Annotated in this window: 15 protein-coding genes; 4 read left to right on the top strand and 11 right to left on the bottom strand. The window is 42.0% G+C overall.

All coding sequences use genetic code 11. From position 1 onward, the window contains the following. Positions 1-58: 58 nt before the first annotated feature. A complete protein-coding gene (locus EV207_RS00075; RefSeq protein WP_132742567.1) occupies positions 59-691 on the top strand; it encodes a GNAT family N-acetyltransferase in 633 nt (210 codons plus the stop codon). Positions 692-736: 45 nt separating this feature from the next. Next, on the top strand, positions 737-1,891 hold the full coding sequence (locus EV207_RS00070; protein ID WP_132742566.1) for an acetoin utilization protein AcuC: 1,155 nt from the start codon (positions 737-739) through the stop codon (positions 1,889-1,891). 32 nt (positions 1,892-1,923) lie between these two features. Here the strand turns inward: EV207_RS00070 and ccpA are convergent, their stop codons facing one another. The 8 genes from ccpA to EV207_RS00030 form a co-directional block, all read right to left on the bottom strand. Next, entirely contained in the window at positions 1,924-2,928 is a 1,005-nt protein-coding gene (gene ccpA / locus EV207_RS00065) for a catabolite control protein A (RefSeq protein WP_132742565.1), read from the bottom strand. A 282-nt stretch (positions 2,929-3,210) separates the two neighbouring features. Next, the gene (locus EV207_RS00060; protein WP_132742564.1) at positions 3,211-3,597 is read right to left on the bottom strand and encodes a YtxH domain-containing protein; all 387 of its coding nucleotides are present in this window, start codon (positions 3,595-3,597) and stop codon (positions 3,211-3,213) included. A gap of 12 nt (positions 3,598-3,609) precedes the next feature. After that, positions 3,610-4,041, bottom strand: coding sequence for a DUF948 domain-containing protein (locus tag EV207_RS00055; RefSeq protein WP_132742563.1), 432 nt, complete (start codon positions 4,039-4,041; stop codon positions 3,610-3,612). Between the two features lie 69 nt (positions 4,042-4,110). Beyond that, positions 4,111-5,412 (bottom strand): UDP-N-acetylmuramate--L-alanine ligase, encoded by a 1,302-nt coding sequence (gene murC, locus EV207_RS00050; RefSeq protein WP_132742562.1) that lies wholly within the window; start codon positions 5,410-5,412, stop codon positions 4,111-4,113. 88 nt (positions 5,413-5,500) lie between these two features. Continuing rightward, on the bottom strand, positions 5,501-6,598 hold the full coding sequence (locus EV207_RS00045) for a nicotinate phosphoribosyltransferase (protein WP_132742561.1): 1,098 nt from the start codon (positions 6,596-6,598) through the stop codon (positions 5,501-5,503). 108 nt (positions 6,599-6,706) lie between these two features. Continuing rightward, positions 6,707-9,010, bottom strand: coding sequence for a DNA translocase FtsK (locus EV207_RS00040; protein WP_132742560.1), 2,304 nt, complete (start codon positions 9,008-9,010; stop codon positions 6,707-6,709). Positions 9,011-9,104: 94 nt separating this feature from the next. Further along, positions 9,105-9,719 carry a YtpR family tRNA-binding protein gene (gene ytpR, locus EV207_RS00035; RefSeq protein ID WP_132742559.1) on the bottom strand — a complete coding sequence of 205 codons (615 nt, stop codon included), beginning with the start codon at positions 9,717-9,719 and terminating at the stop codon, positions 9,105-9,107. A gap of 21 nt (positions 9,720-9,740) precedes the next feature. Then, positions 9,741-10,544 carry a DUF1444 domain-containing protein gene (locus tag EV207_RS00030; protein WP_132742558.1) on the bottom strand — a complete coding sequence of 268 codons (804 nt, stop codon included), beginning with the start codon at positions 10,542-10,544 and terminating at the stop codon, positions 9,741-9,743. Between the two features lie 321 nt (positions 10,545-10,865). Between EV207_RS00030 and EV207_RS00025 the strand changes: the two genes are divergently transcribed. Beyond that, a complete protein-coding gene (locus EV207_RS00025) occupies positions 10,866-12,944 on the top strand; it encodes a methyl-accepting chemotaxis protein (protein ID WP_132742557.1) in 2,079 nt (692 codons plus the stop codon). A 35-nt stretch (positions 12,945-12,979) separates the two neighbouring features. Here the strand turns inward: EV207_RS00025 and EV207_RS00020 are convergent, their stop codons facing one another. Continuing rightward, positions 12,980-13,489: a hypothetical protein gene (locus EV207_RS00020; protein ID WP_132742556.1), complete on the bottom strand. Its 510-nt coding sequence runs from the start codon at positions 13,487-13,489 to the stop codon at positions 12,980-12,982. Between the two features lie 119 nt (positions 13,490-13,608). Between EV207_RS00020 and EV207_RS00015 the strand changes: the two genes are divergently transcribed. Next, complete coding sequence (locus EV207_RS00015; RefSeq protein ID WP_132742555.1) at positions 13,609-14,055, top strand: YtoQ family protein; 447 nt, start codon at positions 13,609-13,611, stop codon at positions 14,053-14,055. A 21-nt stretch (positions 14,056-14,076) separates the two neighbouring features. Here EV207_RS00015 and EV207_RS00010 read toward each other — a convergent pair whose 3' ends face one another. Both EV207_RS00010 and EV207_RS00005 read right to left on the bottom strand, forming a co-directional pair. Continuing rightward, positions 14,077-14,607, bottom strand: coding sequence for a DUF84 family protein (locus EV207_RS00010; protein WP_132742554.1), 531 nt, complete (start codon positions 14,605-14,607; stop codon positions 14,077-14,079). Positions 14,608-14,644: 37 nt separating this feature from the next. After that, a complete protein-coding gene (locus EV207_RS00005) occupies positions 14,645-15,724 on the bottom strand; it encodes a M42 family metallopeptidase (protein WP_132742954.1) in 1,080 nt (359 codons plus the stop codon). Positions 15,725-15,995: the final 271 nt, after the last annotated feature.

The following is a 15,995-nucleotide window of genomic DNA, read 5'->3' as shown; positions in this document are numbered from 1 at the left end:
ACCCCTTACAAAACCTATGTATAATAGAATAGAATGAATAGTTAGGTGGTGGACAGATTTGCTATACTCAAAAATATATAATGCAGCCGAATTGAAAACACCTAAGGCTAAGCTCATTGTTGAGGGGCCTGTCTCAGCTGAAAGGCTTACAAGCTATCGTTTCCATGAAGACCTTACCGCATTCCGCCCCCCCGAAGAGCAGTTTAAAGCAATAATGGAAATCGCCAAGCTTCCCGAAGGCCGTATCATTATTGCCAGTGATCACCAAACCATTGTTGGGTATGTTACCTTTCTCTATCCCGACCCGCTTGAACGCTGGTCGGAAGGCGCTAATCCTTTCCTTATGGAACTCGGTGCAATTGAAATCATACCTGAATATAGGAAGTATAAGGTGGGAAAGAATCTTCTTCAGATTTCGATGATGGATGATTTTATGGACAATTATATTATTATAACAACCGAATACTACTGGCATTGGGATTTAAAAGGCACAGGACTAACCGTATGGGAATACCGAAAAGTAATGGAGAAGGTTATGCAGGCAGGTGGCCTTGAAGTATTTGCCACGGATGATCCTGAGATCTCATCCCATCCAGCAAACTGTCTCATGGTCAGGATCGGAAAGCATGTACCTAGGGACGCCGTTGAAGCCTTTGATCTCTTGAGATTCAAAAACAAATATATGTATTAATACTATCTTTTTTACAAAAGTATTTTGATAAAGGAAGGTTGGCTTATGAAAAAACAAGCATTTGTGTATTCAACAAATTTACTAAATTATAAATTTAATAATTGCCATCCTTTTAATCCGCTTAGGCTGGAGCTCTCTGTGGACCTTTTAAAAACGTGCGGCGCACTCGATGACTCCCATATTTTCCAGCCTCGGAAGGCTGCTGAAGAAGACTTGCTCCTGATCCATGATCCCACTTACATTGATATTGTCAAACAATCAAGTCTCCCTGGCGTGGACGTTAAAAAAGCCAATGTCTATGGTCTTGGAACAGAGGATACGCCTATTTTTGAGGGGATGCATGATGCAGCACTGGATGTTGTCGGAGCCTCTTTAACATGTGTGGATTTGGTCATGTCCGGCAACGTTGACCACGCTCTCAACCTTGGCGGCGGGCTTCACCATGGCATTAGGAACCGCGGTTCGGGATTCTGTATCTATAACGATGTCTCTATTGCTATAAAATATTTGCGAGATCATTATAAAATGAGAGTACTATACATCGATACCGACGCCCACCATGGGGATGGCGTCCAATGGGCATTTTACGATGACCCTAATGTCTGTACTTATTCCATTCACGAAACCGGCCGCTATCTTTTCCCAGGCACCGGTGAAGTCGAGGAACGCGGCAATGGAAAGGGCTACGGCTATACGTTTAATTTACCGGTTGATGCCTTTACTGAGGATGATTCTTGGCTAGAGATATTTGAAAGGTCGGTGAATGACATTGCGGCTTTTTTCGGGCCGGATATCATTGTTACCCAACATGGCGTTGATGCCCACCTTTATGATCCTTTAACACACTTGTGTTTATCTATGAAAAGCTACCAGCAGATACCCCGCATCCTTCATAGGCTAGCCCATAAGCATGCGAATGGGAAATGGGTTGCGGTAGGCGGAGGCGGCTATGATCTCTGGCGGGTCGTTCCTAGAGCGTGGGCCATGCTTTGGATGGGGATGACCGAATATCAGCATCACAGTGATCATCTGCCGAAGTCATTCCTAAACAAGTGGAAGGATACTTCCGAAGAAAAGCTTCCGGAAAACTGGCTTGATCCGGTTGATCGTTATCCTGACATTCCAAGGAAGGAAGAAATCACGAATAAAAATCAAATTGTGCTGCGAAGAATGCTGCAGCCAATTCATAAATTATTGTAAAGAAGAAAACTTGGCTTACCGCCAAGTTTTCTTTATCTTTCTTTTGTCGAATGACGGAATTCTATTCGATGTGGAAGGACGACGGTACGGTCTTCAACCTTTTCATTATTCATGTATTTAGTAAGAAGCCGCATCGCAACAGCTCCTATGTCATACATTGGCTGAACGACTGTTGATAATGTCGGCCTAACCATGTGAGCAAGTCTTGTGTTATCATTGCTGATAACTTCAACATCACCTGGGACATTCATCCCGCGGTCTTTTATTTCATGGACGACGCCGATCGCCATCTCATCGGCACTGACGAAAATAGCCGTCGGAGCCTCATCCTGCTCCAAAAAGGCGGCAGTGGCTTCCTTACCTGATTCGTAAGTGTAATCACCTATTGCCACATTTTCCTCACTATATTGAAGCCCATGCTCATCAAGAGATCTCCTATATCCGCTTAGCTTATAACCGCCATTGATAGGATCCTTAAGCGGGCCTGACACAAACCCAATTTTTTGATGGCCATTTTCTGCTAAATAAGAAACAGCATCAAAAACAGCCTGTTCATAATTTATGTTAACGGATGGGATTTCACCTTGCTCATCGATGGTTGCGGCCAATACGATCGGCACAGGCGATTTCTTAAATTCATCGACGTGTTCTTCAGTAATTTTACCGCCCATAAAAACAATGCCATCGACCTGTTTCCCTAGCAATGTATGTATAAGATGGATTTCCTTCTCCTTATTTTGATCAGAATTACAAAGAATAATATTATATTTATACATGGTCGCGATATCTTCAATACCCCTTGCAAGCTCTGAAAAAAATACGCTCGAAATATCAGGAATAATCACACCGACAGTCGTTGTCTTTTTACTTGCCAGCCCTCTGGCGACTGCATTAGGACGGTAACCCAGCCTTTCAATGGCATCCATGACTTTTTTCCTTGTTGTAGGCTTTACATTAGGATTGCCATTAACAACTCTGGAAACCGTTGCCATTGAAACACCGGCTTCTCTTGCTACATCGTAAATTGTTGCACTCATGTTCGATTTCCTCCTCTTATCTTCAGCTACTATTATTATTGCCACTCAATAATCATTTTTTACTTTTTATTATATTAACAATAAGGAGATCTTGGTAAGATGTCAATGCTGTTAAAGGTCTTTTGTGTGAAGTCCTTTCCTTTTTAGCTTGGTAATCTGTACAAATCAATTTAAAGAAAACTCGCCGATTGGCGATCCTTTGGTGAAGACAGAGGCGTAGTTGCACTTATGTGCGTCAGAAAGTTATACTTTCTGATTAACTGAAAAAGACCTTGAATAGGTTCAAGGTCTTTCGCTGCTGTTATCTTCTGGCTCATCAAATGAGCGATCGTCATAATCCTTTGGAAACAGCTGGTCAGGATTTTCTGATTGGGAGGCCTCGGGAGTTGTATTTATCTTTCCGCTCTGAACCGATTTCCAGTCCTTTACTAAATTCACAACATTGGATTGTGAGACCGTCTTAGCGAGCGTAGATGACTTTTCTTTTGCTATCTGGGCGAAATCAGTGCTTTTCTTTTTCAATGTTATCGTTTGTCTGTTGAGGTTGCTTCTAATTTCATTTCCGGATTTTGGTGATAGCAGCAAAGCGGCTGCAGCACCCGTTAAACTCCCGATGACGAAACCAAAAAGCAGACCTCTTCCATTGCCTTGCTTTCTTTTACAACCCACGGTAACAACCCCTTACATCATATTATTCTCTGACGCCTTTTTCCCTTTCCACTTGTTCCATAAATCGATGCAGGCTTGTCCCCACTGAATAGCTTTAGCCACCTGATCAGAATGCTCTTCACTTTTTCGGGTAACCGTATCCGTGACTCTTTCAACTGACGAATTGATCCCCTTTAATGAGTTGCCAAAGCCCTGAACGGATTCAAAAACCGTATTAAGGTGCTGGGACTTTGAGTGAACATCTTTTGCGAGTTGGTTGGTCTTATGTAACAACTCGGTTGTTTCACGCGTGATGCCCTTCATCTGATCTTCAACTTGATCAAGTGTATCAGCAACACTGTCTAATGTTTTTTGAACAGATGTTAGCGTTTTGGAAACAAAATAAACGAGTACTGCAAAAGCTATGGCCAGAATAGCAACGCTCAAATATAGAATAATTTCCACGGCGGTACCTCCCTTTTTTCTTTTACTACCCGTCATAGTTTTAATATAAACGGTTTTTTCTATTCATGCTTACAGATCTAACGATGCTTCATATGAAGCCTGGAACTTTTGTATATCTCCCGCGCCCATAAATAAAAGGACACTGTCTTGATGTTGTTGCAATACCCGAACGTTTTCCTCTTCCAATAAAATAGAACCCGGCACTCGATCCTGTAAGTCTTGAATGGTCAGCTTGCCGTCTGCTTCCCTTGCCGAGCCAAAAATATCGCATAGGTAAACATAATCCGCTTCTTTCAGGCAATCGGCAAAATCGTCCAAGAACGTCATCGTTCTAGTGAATGTGTGCGGCTGGAAAATAGCGACGACTTTTTTGCCCGGATATTTTTTCTTAGCCGCCTCAATCGTTACCTTAATTTCGGTTGGATGGTGCGCATAATCATCAATCAGGACTTGGGACCCTTTTTCCTTCTCACTAAAGCGCCTTTTCACACCTTTAAAAGTAGATAGGCGCTCCTTAAGGATATCAAGTGGAACATTTTGATATTGGCAAAACGCGATAACGGCTAGTGCATTAAGGACGTTATGATCCCCGTAACCCGGAATGATAAAATTGCCGTAAAAATCATTTCGGACAAACACATCAAAAGCTGTTCCATGATTTGTTACCACAACATTTCTTGCTTGGAAATCATTTTCTTCATTGAACCCATAATAAATAATTGGGACATTAGATTTGATGCTTTGCAATTTTGAATCATCACCGCAGGCTATGATGGCCTTCTTAACCTTTAGTGCCATTTCCTGAAAGGCATCGACAACATCATCAAGACCTTTATAATAATCTGAATGATCAAAGTCTATATTTGTTATGATGCAATAATCCGGGTCATATGAAAGGAAATGCCTTTTATACTCACATGATTCGAAGACAAAATATTTGCTGTCTTTGTTTCCCGCCCCTGTGCCGTCTCCAATTAAATAAGAGATCGGTTCGAAGCCGCCAAACACGTGTGCCAAAAGACCGGTTGTCGATGTTTTCCCATGTGTACCCGTTACAGCCACACTTTGATACTTCTTAACTAATTGATCCAAGAAGTCAAAATAACGGTACATCGGGATCCCCATTGCTTTAGCTTGAACAATTTCCTCATGTTCATCTGGGAAAGCATTCCCGGCAATAATGGTTTGGTCACCCTCAATATTTGTCTTATCAAATGGTAAAAGCTTTATATTTTTATTTTCCAAAGCCTGTTGGGTAAAAAAGCGTTTATCAACATCGGATCCTTGGACTTCATCATTCATATCGTAAAGAATTTGAGCTAAAGCGCTCATACCTGTGCCTTTAATGCCTACGAAGTGGTATTTCGTCATAAAATGACCTCCAAAAAGCTTCCTTTTGTTAGTCTCCATACACTATATGCCTAAGTGTATAGATTGCTAACTAAATCTCGTATTTTATTCATTCAACCTTTTCCAATCTTGGGTTAGGATGGTAAGCTCTACCCGATTTTGCTTCGGGCTTTCCGTTTAAAATAACATTATCTCCTGTAAATCCAATATTAATTTTCAACAGACTGCTGCCAACACCATACATGTCTATAGGGACATGACTTTCTTCATATCTTTTGATTCGTTCCATTGTAAAGCCGCCGCTTGCAACAATTTTAACATGCTGGTAGCTTTCTTTATCAAGTGCCTCCCTTAAGGCAAAAATCAGTTCCGGGTTTGCTCCGCGCGGGTCAAATTTGCCAAGAAGGTCAGCATTTCTAAGGAAATAGTTGTCAACCATATTTTTCGATGTATCGATCCGCACACCTTTTAATTTGTCGCCGAATGCCCTTGCCAGCTTTAAACTGTCGGTAATCACGTCATTATTATAATCTACAAGCGAAACAAGGTCATCATCGGGATAGCTGTCATGGTAGGCACGGGTCGCTTCAACAATATCTCCCTCAAAAAGTTGAATGAGGGCATGAGGCATAGTTCCCATCCCATGTTTTCCCCACCATTCATTCATGGCGTGTGTAGCCTGCGCCGTCGATCCGCCAATATATGCAGCGTAGCCATCGCCAGCTTGTTGTGTAAAATGATCATCACGGTCTCCCATAAAGATCACCGGTTTTTGCACGCCCGACTGCCTAGCGGCTTTTGCCACATTATAAACATTCGTTGCGACGGATGTTCTGCGTGCGAGCATTCCATCGATAATTCCTTCCAGAAAGCCAAAGTTCTGATAAGGACCGGTAATCGTCAACACGGTCTCGTAAGGGGCAATTTTATCTCCGTCCCTAAGCGAATAAATCTCAAGCTCCTCGGGATTCTTTGCGAAGGTTTTGATTAACGCAATAGCTTCATCAGTTCCGCATAATACGGCGTGGCCTTTTTGAAAAAATTGTGTTGTAACAATGTTATCTGGCTTATAATTTTCAGCTATGCGGCATGATTTCAGGAAATAGACGGCTGAAAACCAGCCTTCCTCCACGCGTTTATCAAACTTAAACGTGCTGTTCGTCAACCTTTTAATCTTCCCTTGAAGCTTGAGCTCAATTTCCTTCATGTCCTAGTTAATCTCCTCCGAATTTCAAAAGTATGTTTTTTTCCCGACATCTATTTTAACCCTATTATCCTGCATTGTAAAAAATTTTATCGTCTTGCATAGTCCCCATTAGTATACCTCCTGACCGGTGATGTGCGCATCAAAGCTTTCCTTGGTCTTAAGAATTTGCCGCGGCTTGCTGCCATTAGCCTCAGAAATGATACCTAAAGCCTCCAATTGGTCAACCAGCCTTGCGGCGCGGTTGTACCCGATTCGGAACTTCCTCTGGATGCTTGAAACCGAAGCTTGTCCTTGTTCTATGACAAAATAACCCGCTTCCTCAAAAAGGTCATCTTCCTCATCAATCTGTTCCTGCTTTGCCTGAAGGATTTCTTCCTTATCAAATAAATACGGTGGGGCTTCCATTTGATCAAGCGTCCCTGTTATTCTATCAATTTCTTCATCTGTCACGAAGCAGCCCTGGAGCCGCTTGACATCCCTTGCCCCATTTTCGACAAACAGCATATCCCCTTGTCCAAGCAAACGTTCTGCACCACCTGAGTCTATTATCGTTCTTGAATCAGCCTGTGAAGAAACACTGAATGCAATTCTCGTTGGGATATTCGATTTGATTAAGCCGGTAATAACGTCAACTGAAGGGCGTTGTGTCGCAAGCAGCAAATGAATCCCAGCCGCTCGGGCTTTTTGTGCAATCCGGCAAATCGCCTCTTCAACATCTTGGGGTGATACCATCATCAAATCCGCCAATTCATCAATTACAATCACAATATAAGGCATTTTTTGTTCTTTTCCTTCATCCTTGTCCGCTAATTGGTTGTAACGACTGATATCACGGACACCTGTCTGGGCAAAAACCTGATATCTTCTCTCCATTTCGGAAACCGCCCATTTTAATGCCGCTGAAGCTTCTTTAGGCTGGGTAAGAACCGGCGCTGCCAAATGTGGCAGATTCTGATAAGCAGCAAGTTCAACAACCTTTGGATCAATTAGGATCAGCCTTAACATGTCAGGGGTGGTTTTGTAAATCAAACTTATGATTAACGAGTGAATACAAACACTTTTGCCGGATCCTGTTGCTCCAGCTATCAAACCATGCGGCATTTTTGACAAATCGGTTACCGTATTTTGACCCGAAACATCTTGACCAAGGACCGCCGCAAGCGGCGAATGGTGCTGTTTAAACTGAGCGGAATCCAATAACCGCTTCAAGTATACCGCCTTGCGAATGTCATTTGGTATTTCGATGCCGACGGTGTTTTGTCCAGGTACGGGTGCAATTCTGATTTGCTTGGCTGCCATGCTCAGTTTGATATCCTCAGTCAAATTGATCACTTTATTAATCTTAACACCGGGATGCAGGCGAATATCGAATCGCGTTACAGCCGGGCCTTGAACATGGCCGACAATTTCAGCCTTAACATGGAAGTTTTTGAGTGTTTCTTCAAGGATCTTCTGTTTGTCCTCGATCCAATCATTGCCGTCTTGTTTATCAGCCGGCGGAGCATCAAGTAAATCGACAGATAATTGAACGGGTTTGGCTGAGTCGGTTTCAGCGTCTTCCGTGATCGCCTGACTTCGCTCCTTTACATTTTCTGGCTTCACCTCCTGATTCTTTGTCTTTCTTTGCAACGCATTTCGATCAGAACGAAACATTAATACATTATATGGCACTTTAGATGACCGTCGAAGTGCTTTATAAGGCGGCACTGAATATGTTGCTTCATGATTGTCTTTTTCGTCAGGAACAGATTGCGGCTCCGCTTCTTCGATGTCTCCATTGTCATCAGTGTCCTTAACGTATGTATTTTGCTCATGCTTAACCTCCTCTGCACCGGCATAATCCCGTTCATCTTCGGCCAGATCATCCTTTGCAGGTGCTGCCTCACTAACCGGCTCCGAAACACTTTGATGAACCAGCTGTTCGTCAAATTCAATTGTTGTTTCCTTGCTTTTCAGTGGGCTTTCCCCGATCTGGTTTGTTTGGGCTGATTCATCGATCTTTTCCTTTTCCCCTTGAAAAGTCCTCTTTTCAGTGCTGTCATCGTTCTTTATTTGTTGCTCTTTTTTTCGTTCGGGAGGCTTCCTGAAACCATATACCGGCGAGGGCACTTCGGTCGGTTTAAATGGTTCCTTCTTCTTTGGCTCCGCTTTTCTTTCCGAGCCATTTGCCCTCCTATTGTTGGACCCGCGCCTTTCCTTCCTCACCTGCTTCAAAGATGATTCATAACGGTCCTGCAGCTGATATTCGGGATATTTATGCATCATTCTCACCCTTACGTTTCTGTGGTGATCCTGAAGGCGGCCAATTTGTTCTTTGGGGGATGAAGCGGCTGACGAAGGATCTTGATCTTGTTCCTCCCAGTCATCCTCATTATCCAAATTAAATAACTTTTTCCACCAACTATTTGACAACTGGTTTCACCTCTTTTCATTTATTTTGCCTAGCGGAAAAATCACTAGCGCGTTGGACTAGTGATTTTTTCACCATGTTATGTTCCGGCTTTTCTTATGACATGCTCGCAGAGAAATCTTCTCCGATCGGCGTTTTTTCGTCGAGAACGAGTATGCCCTTTTCCTGAGGGGCATCTGGCAAGGCAAGCTCCTTGGCAGAGCAAATCATACCGTAAGATGCCGTTCCGCGAAGTTCGGCCTCTTTTATCAGCATCCCACCAGGCATACGAGCGCCAACACGCGCCACAACAACCTTTTGACCTTTGTCAACATTAGGAGCGCCGCATACAATTTGTAGCGTTTCATCGCCTATGTCCACCCGGCATATATTCAGCTTATCAGCGTTAGGATGTTTTTCCTTTTCAGTGACATAGCCGACAATGAACAATGGCCGGTCATCATAAAATAAATCGCCGTTAAACCCAGCACTTTCAAGCAGCTCGTTAAGTGTTTTAACAAATGCTTGATCCACATCAACTTTCCCATTTGCTCCTAATGAAAAATACTTTGAGCCTTCCGATAAATTATAACCAGTCGTCTCAGATGTAGCCGAATCATAAATCCGGGTAATATTACCTTTCTTTTCTATCTCTGACTCGGCGAATCCGCTGTCCCTTAATTGAATAAGCAAGGTATCGCCTACACCCTCAAGATTATAATAAACGTTCATTATTTTACCCCTTCCAAATCATCATTTATCTTCCACTGGTCTGTTCTTTGCTAATATAAATATCGGTTCGAGCTTGCCGTCTTCATATATGAACGGCAGTGATGTGATAGGTATGTTGCCTGTTGTAAAAAAGTGCATCGTCATTTGAGCCAGAACGTCATAGCCTTGATTATTAACAATATCTCCAAAAATCAACACATCCTGGTGCGGCACGGCGACCGTTAATTGGCCTTTTGCGGTATCCGCCATTTCCTCAAGTAAATGCTGATTTAAAATACGGCTGGCATCATAACCGTCGTTATAGTTGATAAAATAAAACGTATTATCCGCTACAACATCTTTCTTCCGTTCGTTTGTAAGAGAACGCAAATTAAAGCCTGCCATTTCAAAAATCGCTTGTTCCGTAACGCCTTCATTGTCCATAAACGCCCGGTCAATCAGACGATAGGATTGTTCCAGATCAACAGCATAGAAAATTCGGGTTTCTGCTGTATGGTCTTTGTATAACAACTTTTTGCCGTCCTGTGTTTCTGTAGGAAAGGATGTTGAGCGAATGACGGGAAAGATTTGGTGCTCTTTGCCCGACAAATTTTGCGACTTGTCCATGACGATCAGCGCCTGATCAATATAATAGACAACATCATCAATCGCCTTTTCCTTTTCAGTCTCATAGCGGCTGACAATACCCGGAAGAGACAAAGTTATCCCTTTATTTGTTTTCACACTTTCTATTCTAAGTTTATCCTGTTTTTTATCATACGAGATTTGTCGTTCTTTAGTCTTCAAGCGTTCTTCTAAAATTTTCTTCAACTTTTTGCTATCCATGACTCTCACTCCAAAACTTACCGATTGGCAAGCCTTTAAAAAGGCACCGCCAGAGGTTTAGTTGCGACGCACAGGACGTGCTAGTACTGGCGTTGTAACAGGATGTGACGTCTTTAGCCAGTGCACTTATGTGCGTAAGAAAGTTTATACTTACTTATTAACTAAGAATTACAGGTTCTTCCCCATTTTATCATGTTCCCGGAAGATTTATAAGGAAAATCCCTAAAGCCCAGCATTAAAAAATACGATATTACTTATGTGGAAGTGTCCGTTACGGATAAAGGTTATTGAATATGTTTTATATTTTAAGGGGGAATTGCTTTGAACTGGACGATGAAGCGAAAGATAGGCGCTATACTTATTATGGGAATCGCCGGTATGGTTACTCTAGGTTTATTTATGAGCTATTCATTTTTTATGCAAAAGGGGAACAGGCAAAAAATTAGCACATTAAATCAAAATGTTTACCTGTCTCAACGGATCAACCTTAATATGCAAAAGGCAAGAAAGAATGAACAAGCCTATTTGAGCAATCCAAGTGATGAACAGGCGCAAAAAATATTAACAAATATAAAAGAAATGGAAAAAGATACAAAACGGCTTGATAAAGGGGCCTCTCAAATCAAAAGTAATATTAAAGCTATCGAAAAAGGCATCAGAACTTATAAAGATGGTGTGAACCAACTGATTTCAATTAAGCGACAGGTAGGCTATACAGAAAAAGACGGCCTTCGTGCTTCGTTAATTGCATCGAAAAAAAAATTAAGCAAGTTGGTTTCAAAAATTAATAGTAAAGAGTTGAAAGACCAGTTAGATAACACGATTCTAATTGAAAAAGACTTTCTTAGTTATCCAACAAAAGAACAGTTCGAAAGATTAAGCAAGGAATTAGGCAAATTCGATAAACTTAATGATCTTATTCCTGATGAATATGCGACAGAGTATAACCTTACTTTTCTCAACTACAAGAGCCAAATCGATTCATATAACAGCTCATTAAATTTTTCTTCGGACATGGTAGAGCAGTTCAACAAATTTTCTTCACAAGTTCAAACAACAATTGACAAGGTGATGAAAAAGTTTAATGAACAAAAAAGCAAGTTAACCGGCAAAATTACTGTAGCCCAGAACACGACATTTATCATTATTCTTGTTGTTAGTGTCCTGCTGATTCTCACTCTCGTTATATTTGGCATGTTGCTGCTCAAATCAATTGCCGAATCCCTTAAAGTATTGAACAAAGGGGCTAGGGAACTTAGTAACGGCAATTTAAATCATCGTGTCCCTATTATTTCAAAGGATGAGTTAGCGGAATTTGCGAAAGGCTTCAACACCATGGCTGAAAGCATGGAGAATACGATCCGCAAAGTTTACGAATCCGCACAATCGTTATCGGCTTCATCTGAAAACCTTGCGGCTATTTCACAAGAAACAATGGCTCAATCAATGGAAGTTAATGATGCTGCTAGCCAAGTCGCTGCTGGTGCTCAGGAACAGGCTGAGCATCTCGATCAAGGCATGGGGCTTCTTTCAAATGTTACGAGTGCTATTAAACAAAGCGAAGGCTTCAGCCGCCAGGTTTATGAGCAGACGGTTAAGACCGAGACGAAAAGCAAAGAAGGTCTTAATACTGTTCGGTTGCTTGAATCAAGTTCCAAGCAATTTTTGGATGTGGCTTCAACACTCATCAGCGATATAAAAGAAACAGCAAAAGCATCCGAACAAATAACAAACATTATTAAGACTATAAGGGAGCTTTCCAACAGTACAAATTTACTTGCACTCAATGCGGCGATTGAATCCGCAAGAGCTGGGGAAGCAGGAAAAGGCTTTGCCGTTGTTTCCCAAGAAATTCGCAAACTAGCAGAAAGATCGAAATCTGAGACTAACCATATTGAGGAGGATATCAAAAAGATAACCAGCAAACTCCACCATTTATCCGAACTCGCTGAAAGTTTGAATTATTACAGTGCTGAGCAGGACAGAAATGTCGCATTAACAAAATCATCGTTTGGAGATATCACTGATCACGTGATCTCTATTAATCAAAAAATGGATCATATCAACCAGACCGTTTCCGATGTCAACAAGGCTAATCAAGAGTTAACTGTGAAGCTTGAAGGGATCAGTGCCATATCTGAGGAGACAGCCGCAAGCACAGAAGAAGTGTCGGCTGCAAGTGAAAATCAAAAAGATGCCATTGGCCATGTCAACATCGCAGCAACTGAGCTGCAGGATATATCCTTGCTTTTAGAGCAGGAGGTTCTAAAATTCCATATTGGTAATGAGAAAATACCCCAAATGGACAATGAGACAAGCTATGATGAAGCGGCTGCGGGTTTATATCATGGTGAAAATGATAATCTATCTGACGAAGGAAATCATCCGACAATATCTTAATTTTTAGGAACCCTGGACAAATATTTGCCCAGGGTTTATTTGGTGATGTCCACCGAATGGAGAATTTCAGCCATCATCTTGACGTTATCATCTAGATCATCCAAGGACATTTTTGCCGTTATTTTCATCCCCCCGACACCAACAATCACCTCATATTGTTTTTTGTTTGGTTTTATCATTAAATAGACAAACTTATTTTTTACCGGGATCTTTTCTAATGAATCTTTATCTGACTTATCCTTTTGATCAGCATTATAATTTAAGCGGCTCATCGGTCCCTCCTTAGGATTAACAAATAAAATATACGCCTCACCATCCTTGCTAAAAACAACACTGTTTACTCCCTTATTGGTTATTTCCAACCTGTTAGGCTTATAATATTCGAACCTGGGCATGGAGGTATTTGGATCTTTCTTTTTTGAAATGAGGACGTCCTTAACCCCCTCATTGGCATCCTGAATGGTTTCCTGCTTTGATTTATTGCAACCCGATAAAATCACAAAGATGCTTAGCAGAACTAGCACCGTCCGATAATAATGTTTCATCCCTTTACTCCAATCCGTGATGGCATAAGTGCTTTTCTCCTTATTGTTTTACATTGATCGCTTATTTATGTTTCAAAATATTCCTTGTGATAAACTAAAAAATGAAGGAGGGATTTAGGATGAAACTTATGATTTACTTGGCCGGTCAAATCCATGATTCATGGAGAGAGGACCTTCGAAACAAAGCTGGCGAGATGAAACTTAATGTGGATTTTTCAGCGCCGATGGAAAATCATGACCGCTCAGATCAGATCGGTGAAGAGATTCTTGGCCAGCAGCCCAATGCTGTGTTAAAAGATGAAGCCGCTTCAGCAATTAATAACCTTAGAACCAAGGTTCTGTTAAATAAAGCGGATCTCGTCATCGCTAAGTTCGGAGAATCATACAAACAATGGAACACAGCTGTCGATGCGGGGGAAGCGGTCGCGATGGGAAAGCCGCTTATACTTATACGGCCTGAAAAGCTTCATCATGCATTAAAAGAACTTTCGAATAAAGCACAGGTTGTCGTCGAAACCGAAGAGCAAGCATTGCAAACGATTAAATATATTTTTGAATCCGAATAAGAAAAAGCGCGGATGAGCTATTCACTCGTCCGCGTTTCCGTTATAAAATTGATATTGGCCATATAATATTTTCATCACGTGGAAAAACATGTCATCCCGCGTGACTAAACCCTTGGTCAGAATGCCTACGGTGCCTTCTTTTTTTCTAACATTCAGCTTTTGGGTGTAGTCATCAATGACGACCCCAAGCTCCCTGCCTTCTCTGATTTCAGTAACTAATAAGTCCGGAAGTTTTATTCTGGCGCCACCTGCGGTATATATACGCCCCATTTTATCTGCCAGTGCGCCCCAGTTGCATACAAAGACCTGATTACCGATTTCCATAATCCCGCCTTCAAGGCCAATGCCGATCACCGCATCACTTTGCTGAAGAACGGCTTCAGCCCTGTTCACAGCGCCGGCCAATGTCTCTTCATCGGTCATTGGCTGATCTGATACACCCGAAGGCACAGAAAGGCTTTCCACGGTGTAATCGAGCTGTTTTAATGCGATTAATCGCTCAACAGCTTTAATTTTGGCTGGATTTTGGGATCCTATCCCTATACATACCAAACAGCATCCCTCCTATTAGGATCATTCACTTTAGGGTTTACACATTTTGTTTAATCGTTTGAACAGTCTGCCTGTCCGTCTTCTTAACAAGTTCAATAAGAAGTGCTTTAGCCGCAGCATAGTCCTCAACATGAATGATTGAAGCTGAGGTGTGAATATATCTTGAGCAGATACCGATAACTGCAGATGGGACACCGCTCTTCGATATATGTACTTTGCCTGCATCCGTTCCGCCCGGAGAAACAAAATATTGATATGGAATACGATGAGTCTCAGCTGTATCTAAAATAAATTCCCTTATGCCGCGGTGAGTCACCATTGTTCGATCAAAAATTCTTAACAGCGCACCGTTGCCCAATTGTCCGAAGCTCTTTTTATCTCCGGTCATATCATTTGCAGGGGAGGCATCAAGCGCATAAAAAATATCCGGCTCGATCATGTTTGCTGCTGTCTGTGCTCCGCGAAGACCAACTTCCTCCTGAACGGTTGCACCGGAATAAAGCTTATTCGGCAACTCCGCTTTCTCATCATGAAGCGCTTTCAATAGCTCAATTGCCAACCCGCAGCCATAACGGTTGTCCCATGCCTTGGCTAAAATTTTCTTTTCATTAGCCATTGGGGTAAATGGACAAATTGGCACAATCGCTTGGCCTTGCTTAATCCCCATCTCTTTGGCATTCTCACGGTCGTCTGCTCCTACATCGATGAGCATGTTCTTGATTTGCATCGGTTTCTTCCGTTGTCCTTCCTCGAGCAAATGAGGGGGGATGGACGAAATGACACCTACGACAGGACCGTTATCCGTTATAACTTGTACGCGTTGGGCAAGCAGCACCTGTTCCCACCAGCCGCCAAGAGTTTGGAATGTCAACATGCCGTTCTCAGTAATCTGGGTAACCATAAAACCAACTTCATCCATATGGCCGGCGACCATAACCTTTGGGCCCTCTTCTTTGCCATTTTTCACGCCAAAGACGCTGCCAAGCCGATCCTGGATGATGTCATCGGCATATTTTTCAAGCTCACCCTTCATAAACTTTCGAACATCATGCTCAAAACCGGGTGCGCCGTTTAATTCTGTTAATGTTTTAAATAGTTCACGTGTATCCCTCTCCATATCTTTTGGATCCAGACAGCTTCTATATTTCAAGAAGATATCAAGAACCCCTTCACATCCTTTCGAAGATTGATTATAGATTAATTTTATCTGAAAAACAAAGTGCTTTCCAATATTAGAATCATTTTTTTGAATAGTATGGCCATGCTTCTCTTGGTTTTGGATTCATTCTTATTCCTAGATTATTCATAGAAAATCCTCAATAAGACAGAAATGCTTACCCATCAAGCGATTTCGTCATACTATTACGCATCAAATAAATGAAAAAAGA

Source organism: Scopulibacillus darangshiensis (genome assembly GCF_004341035.1).
GTDB lineage: Bacteria > Bacillota > Bacilli > Bacillales > Sporolactobacillaceae > Scopulibacillus > Scopulibacillus darangshiensis.
The sequence above is the reverse complement of the archived record's forward strand: the minus strand, read 5'-3'. Positions and strand labels throughout refer to the sequence as shown.

Bases quoted from the DNA above. Each gene is read 5' to 3' on its own strand.
- EV207_RS00070 (WP_132742566.1), top strand. From the start codon at position 737: ATGAAAAAACAAGCATTTGTGTATTCAACAAATTTACTAAATTATAAA.
- EV207_RS00045 (WP_132742561.1), bottom strand. From the start codon at position 6,598: ATGAAGGAAATTGAGCTCAAGCTTCAAGGGAAGATTAAAAGGTTGACG.
- ccpA (WP_132742565.1), bottom strand. From the start codon at position 2,928: ATGAGTGCAACAATTTACGATGTAGCAAGAGAAGCCGGTGTTTCAATG.
- EV207_RS00020 (WP_132742556.1), bottom strand. From the start codon at position 13,489: ATGAAACATTATTATCGGACGGTGCTAGTTCTGCTAAGCATCTTTGTG.
- EV207_RS00030 (WP_132742558.1), bottom strand. From the start codon at position 10,544: ATGGATAGCAAAAAGTTGAAGAAAATTTTAGAAGAACGCTTGAAGACT.
- EV207_RS00015 (WP_132742555.1), top strand. From the start codon at position 13,609: ATGAAACTTATGATTTACTTGGCCGGTCAAATCCATGATTCATGGAGA.
- murC (WP_132742562.1), bottom strand. From the start codon at position 5,412: ATGACGAAATACCACTTCGTAGGCATTAAAGGCACAGGTATGAGCGCT.
- ytpR (WP_132742559.1), bottom strand. From the start codon at position 9,719: ATGAACGTTTATTATAATCTTGAGGGTGTAGGCGATACCTTGCTTATT.
- EV207_RS00005 (WP_132742954.1), bottom strand. From the start codon at position 15,724: ATGGAGAGGGATACACGTGAACTATTTAAAACATTAACAGAATTAAAC.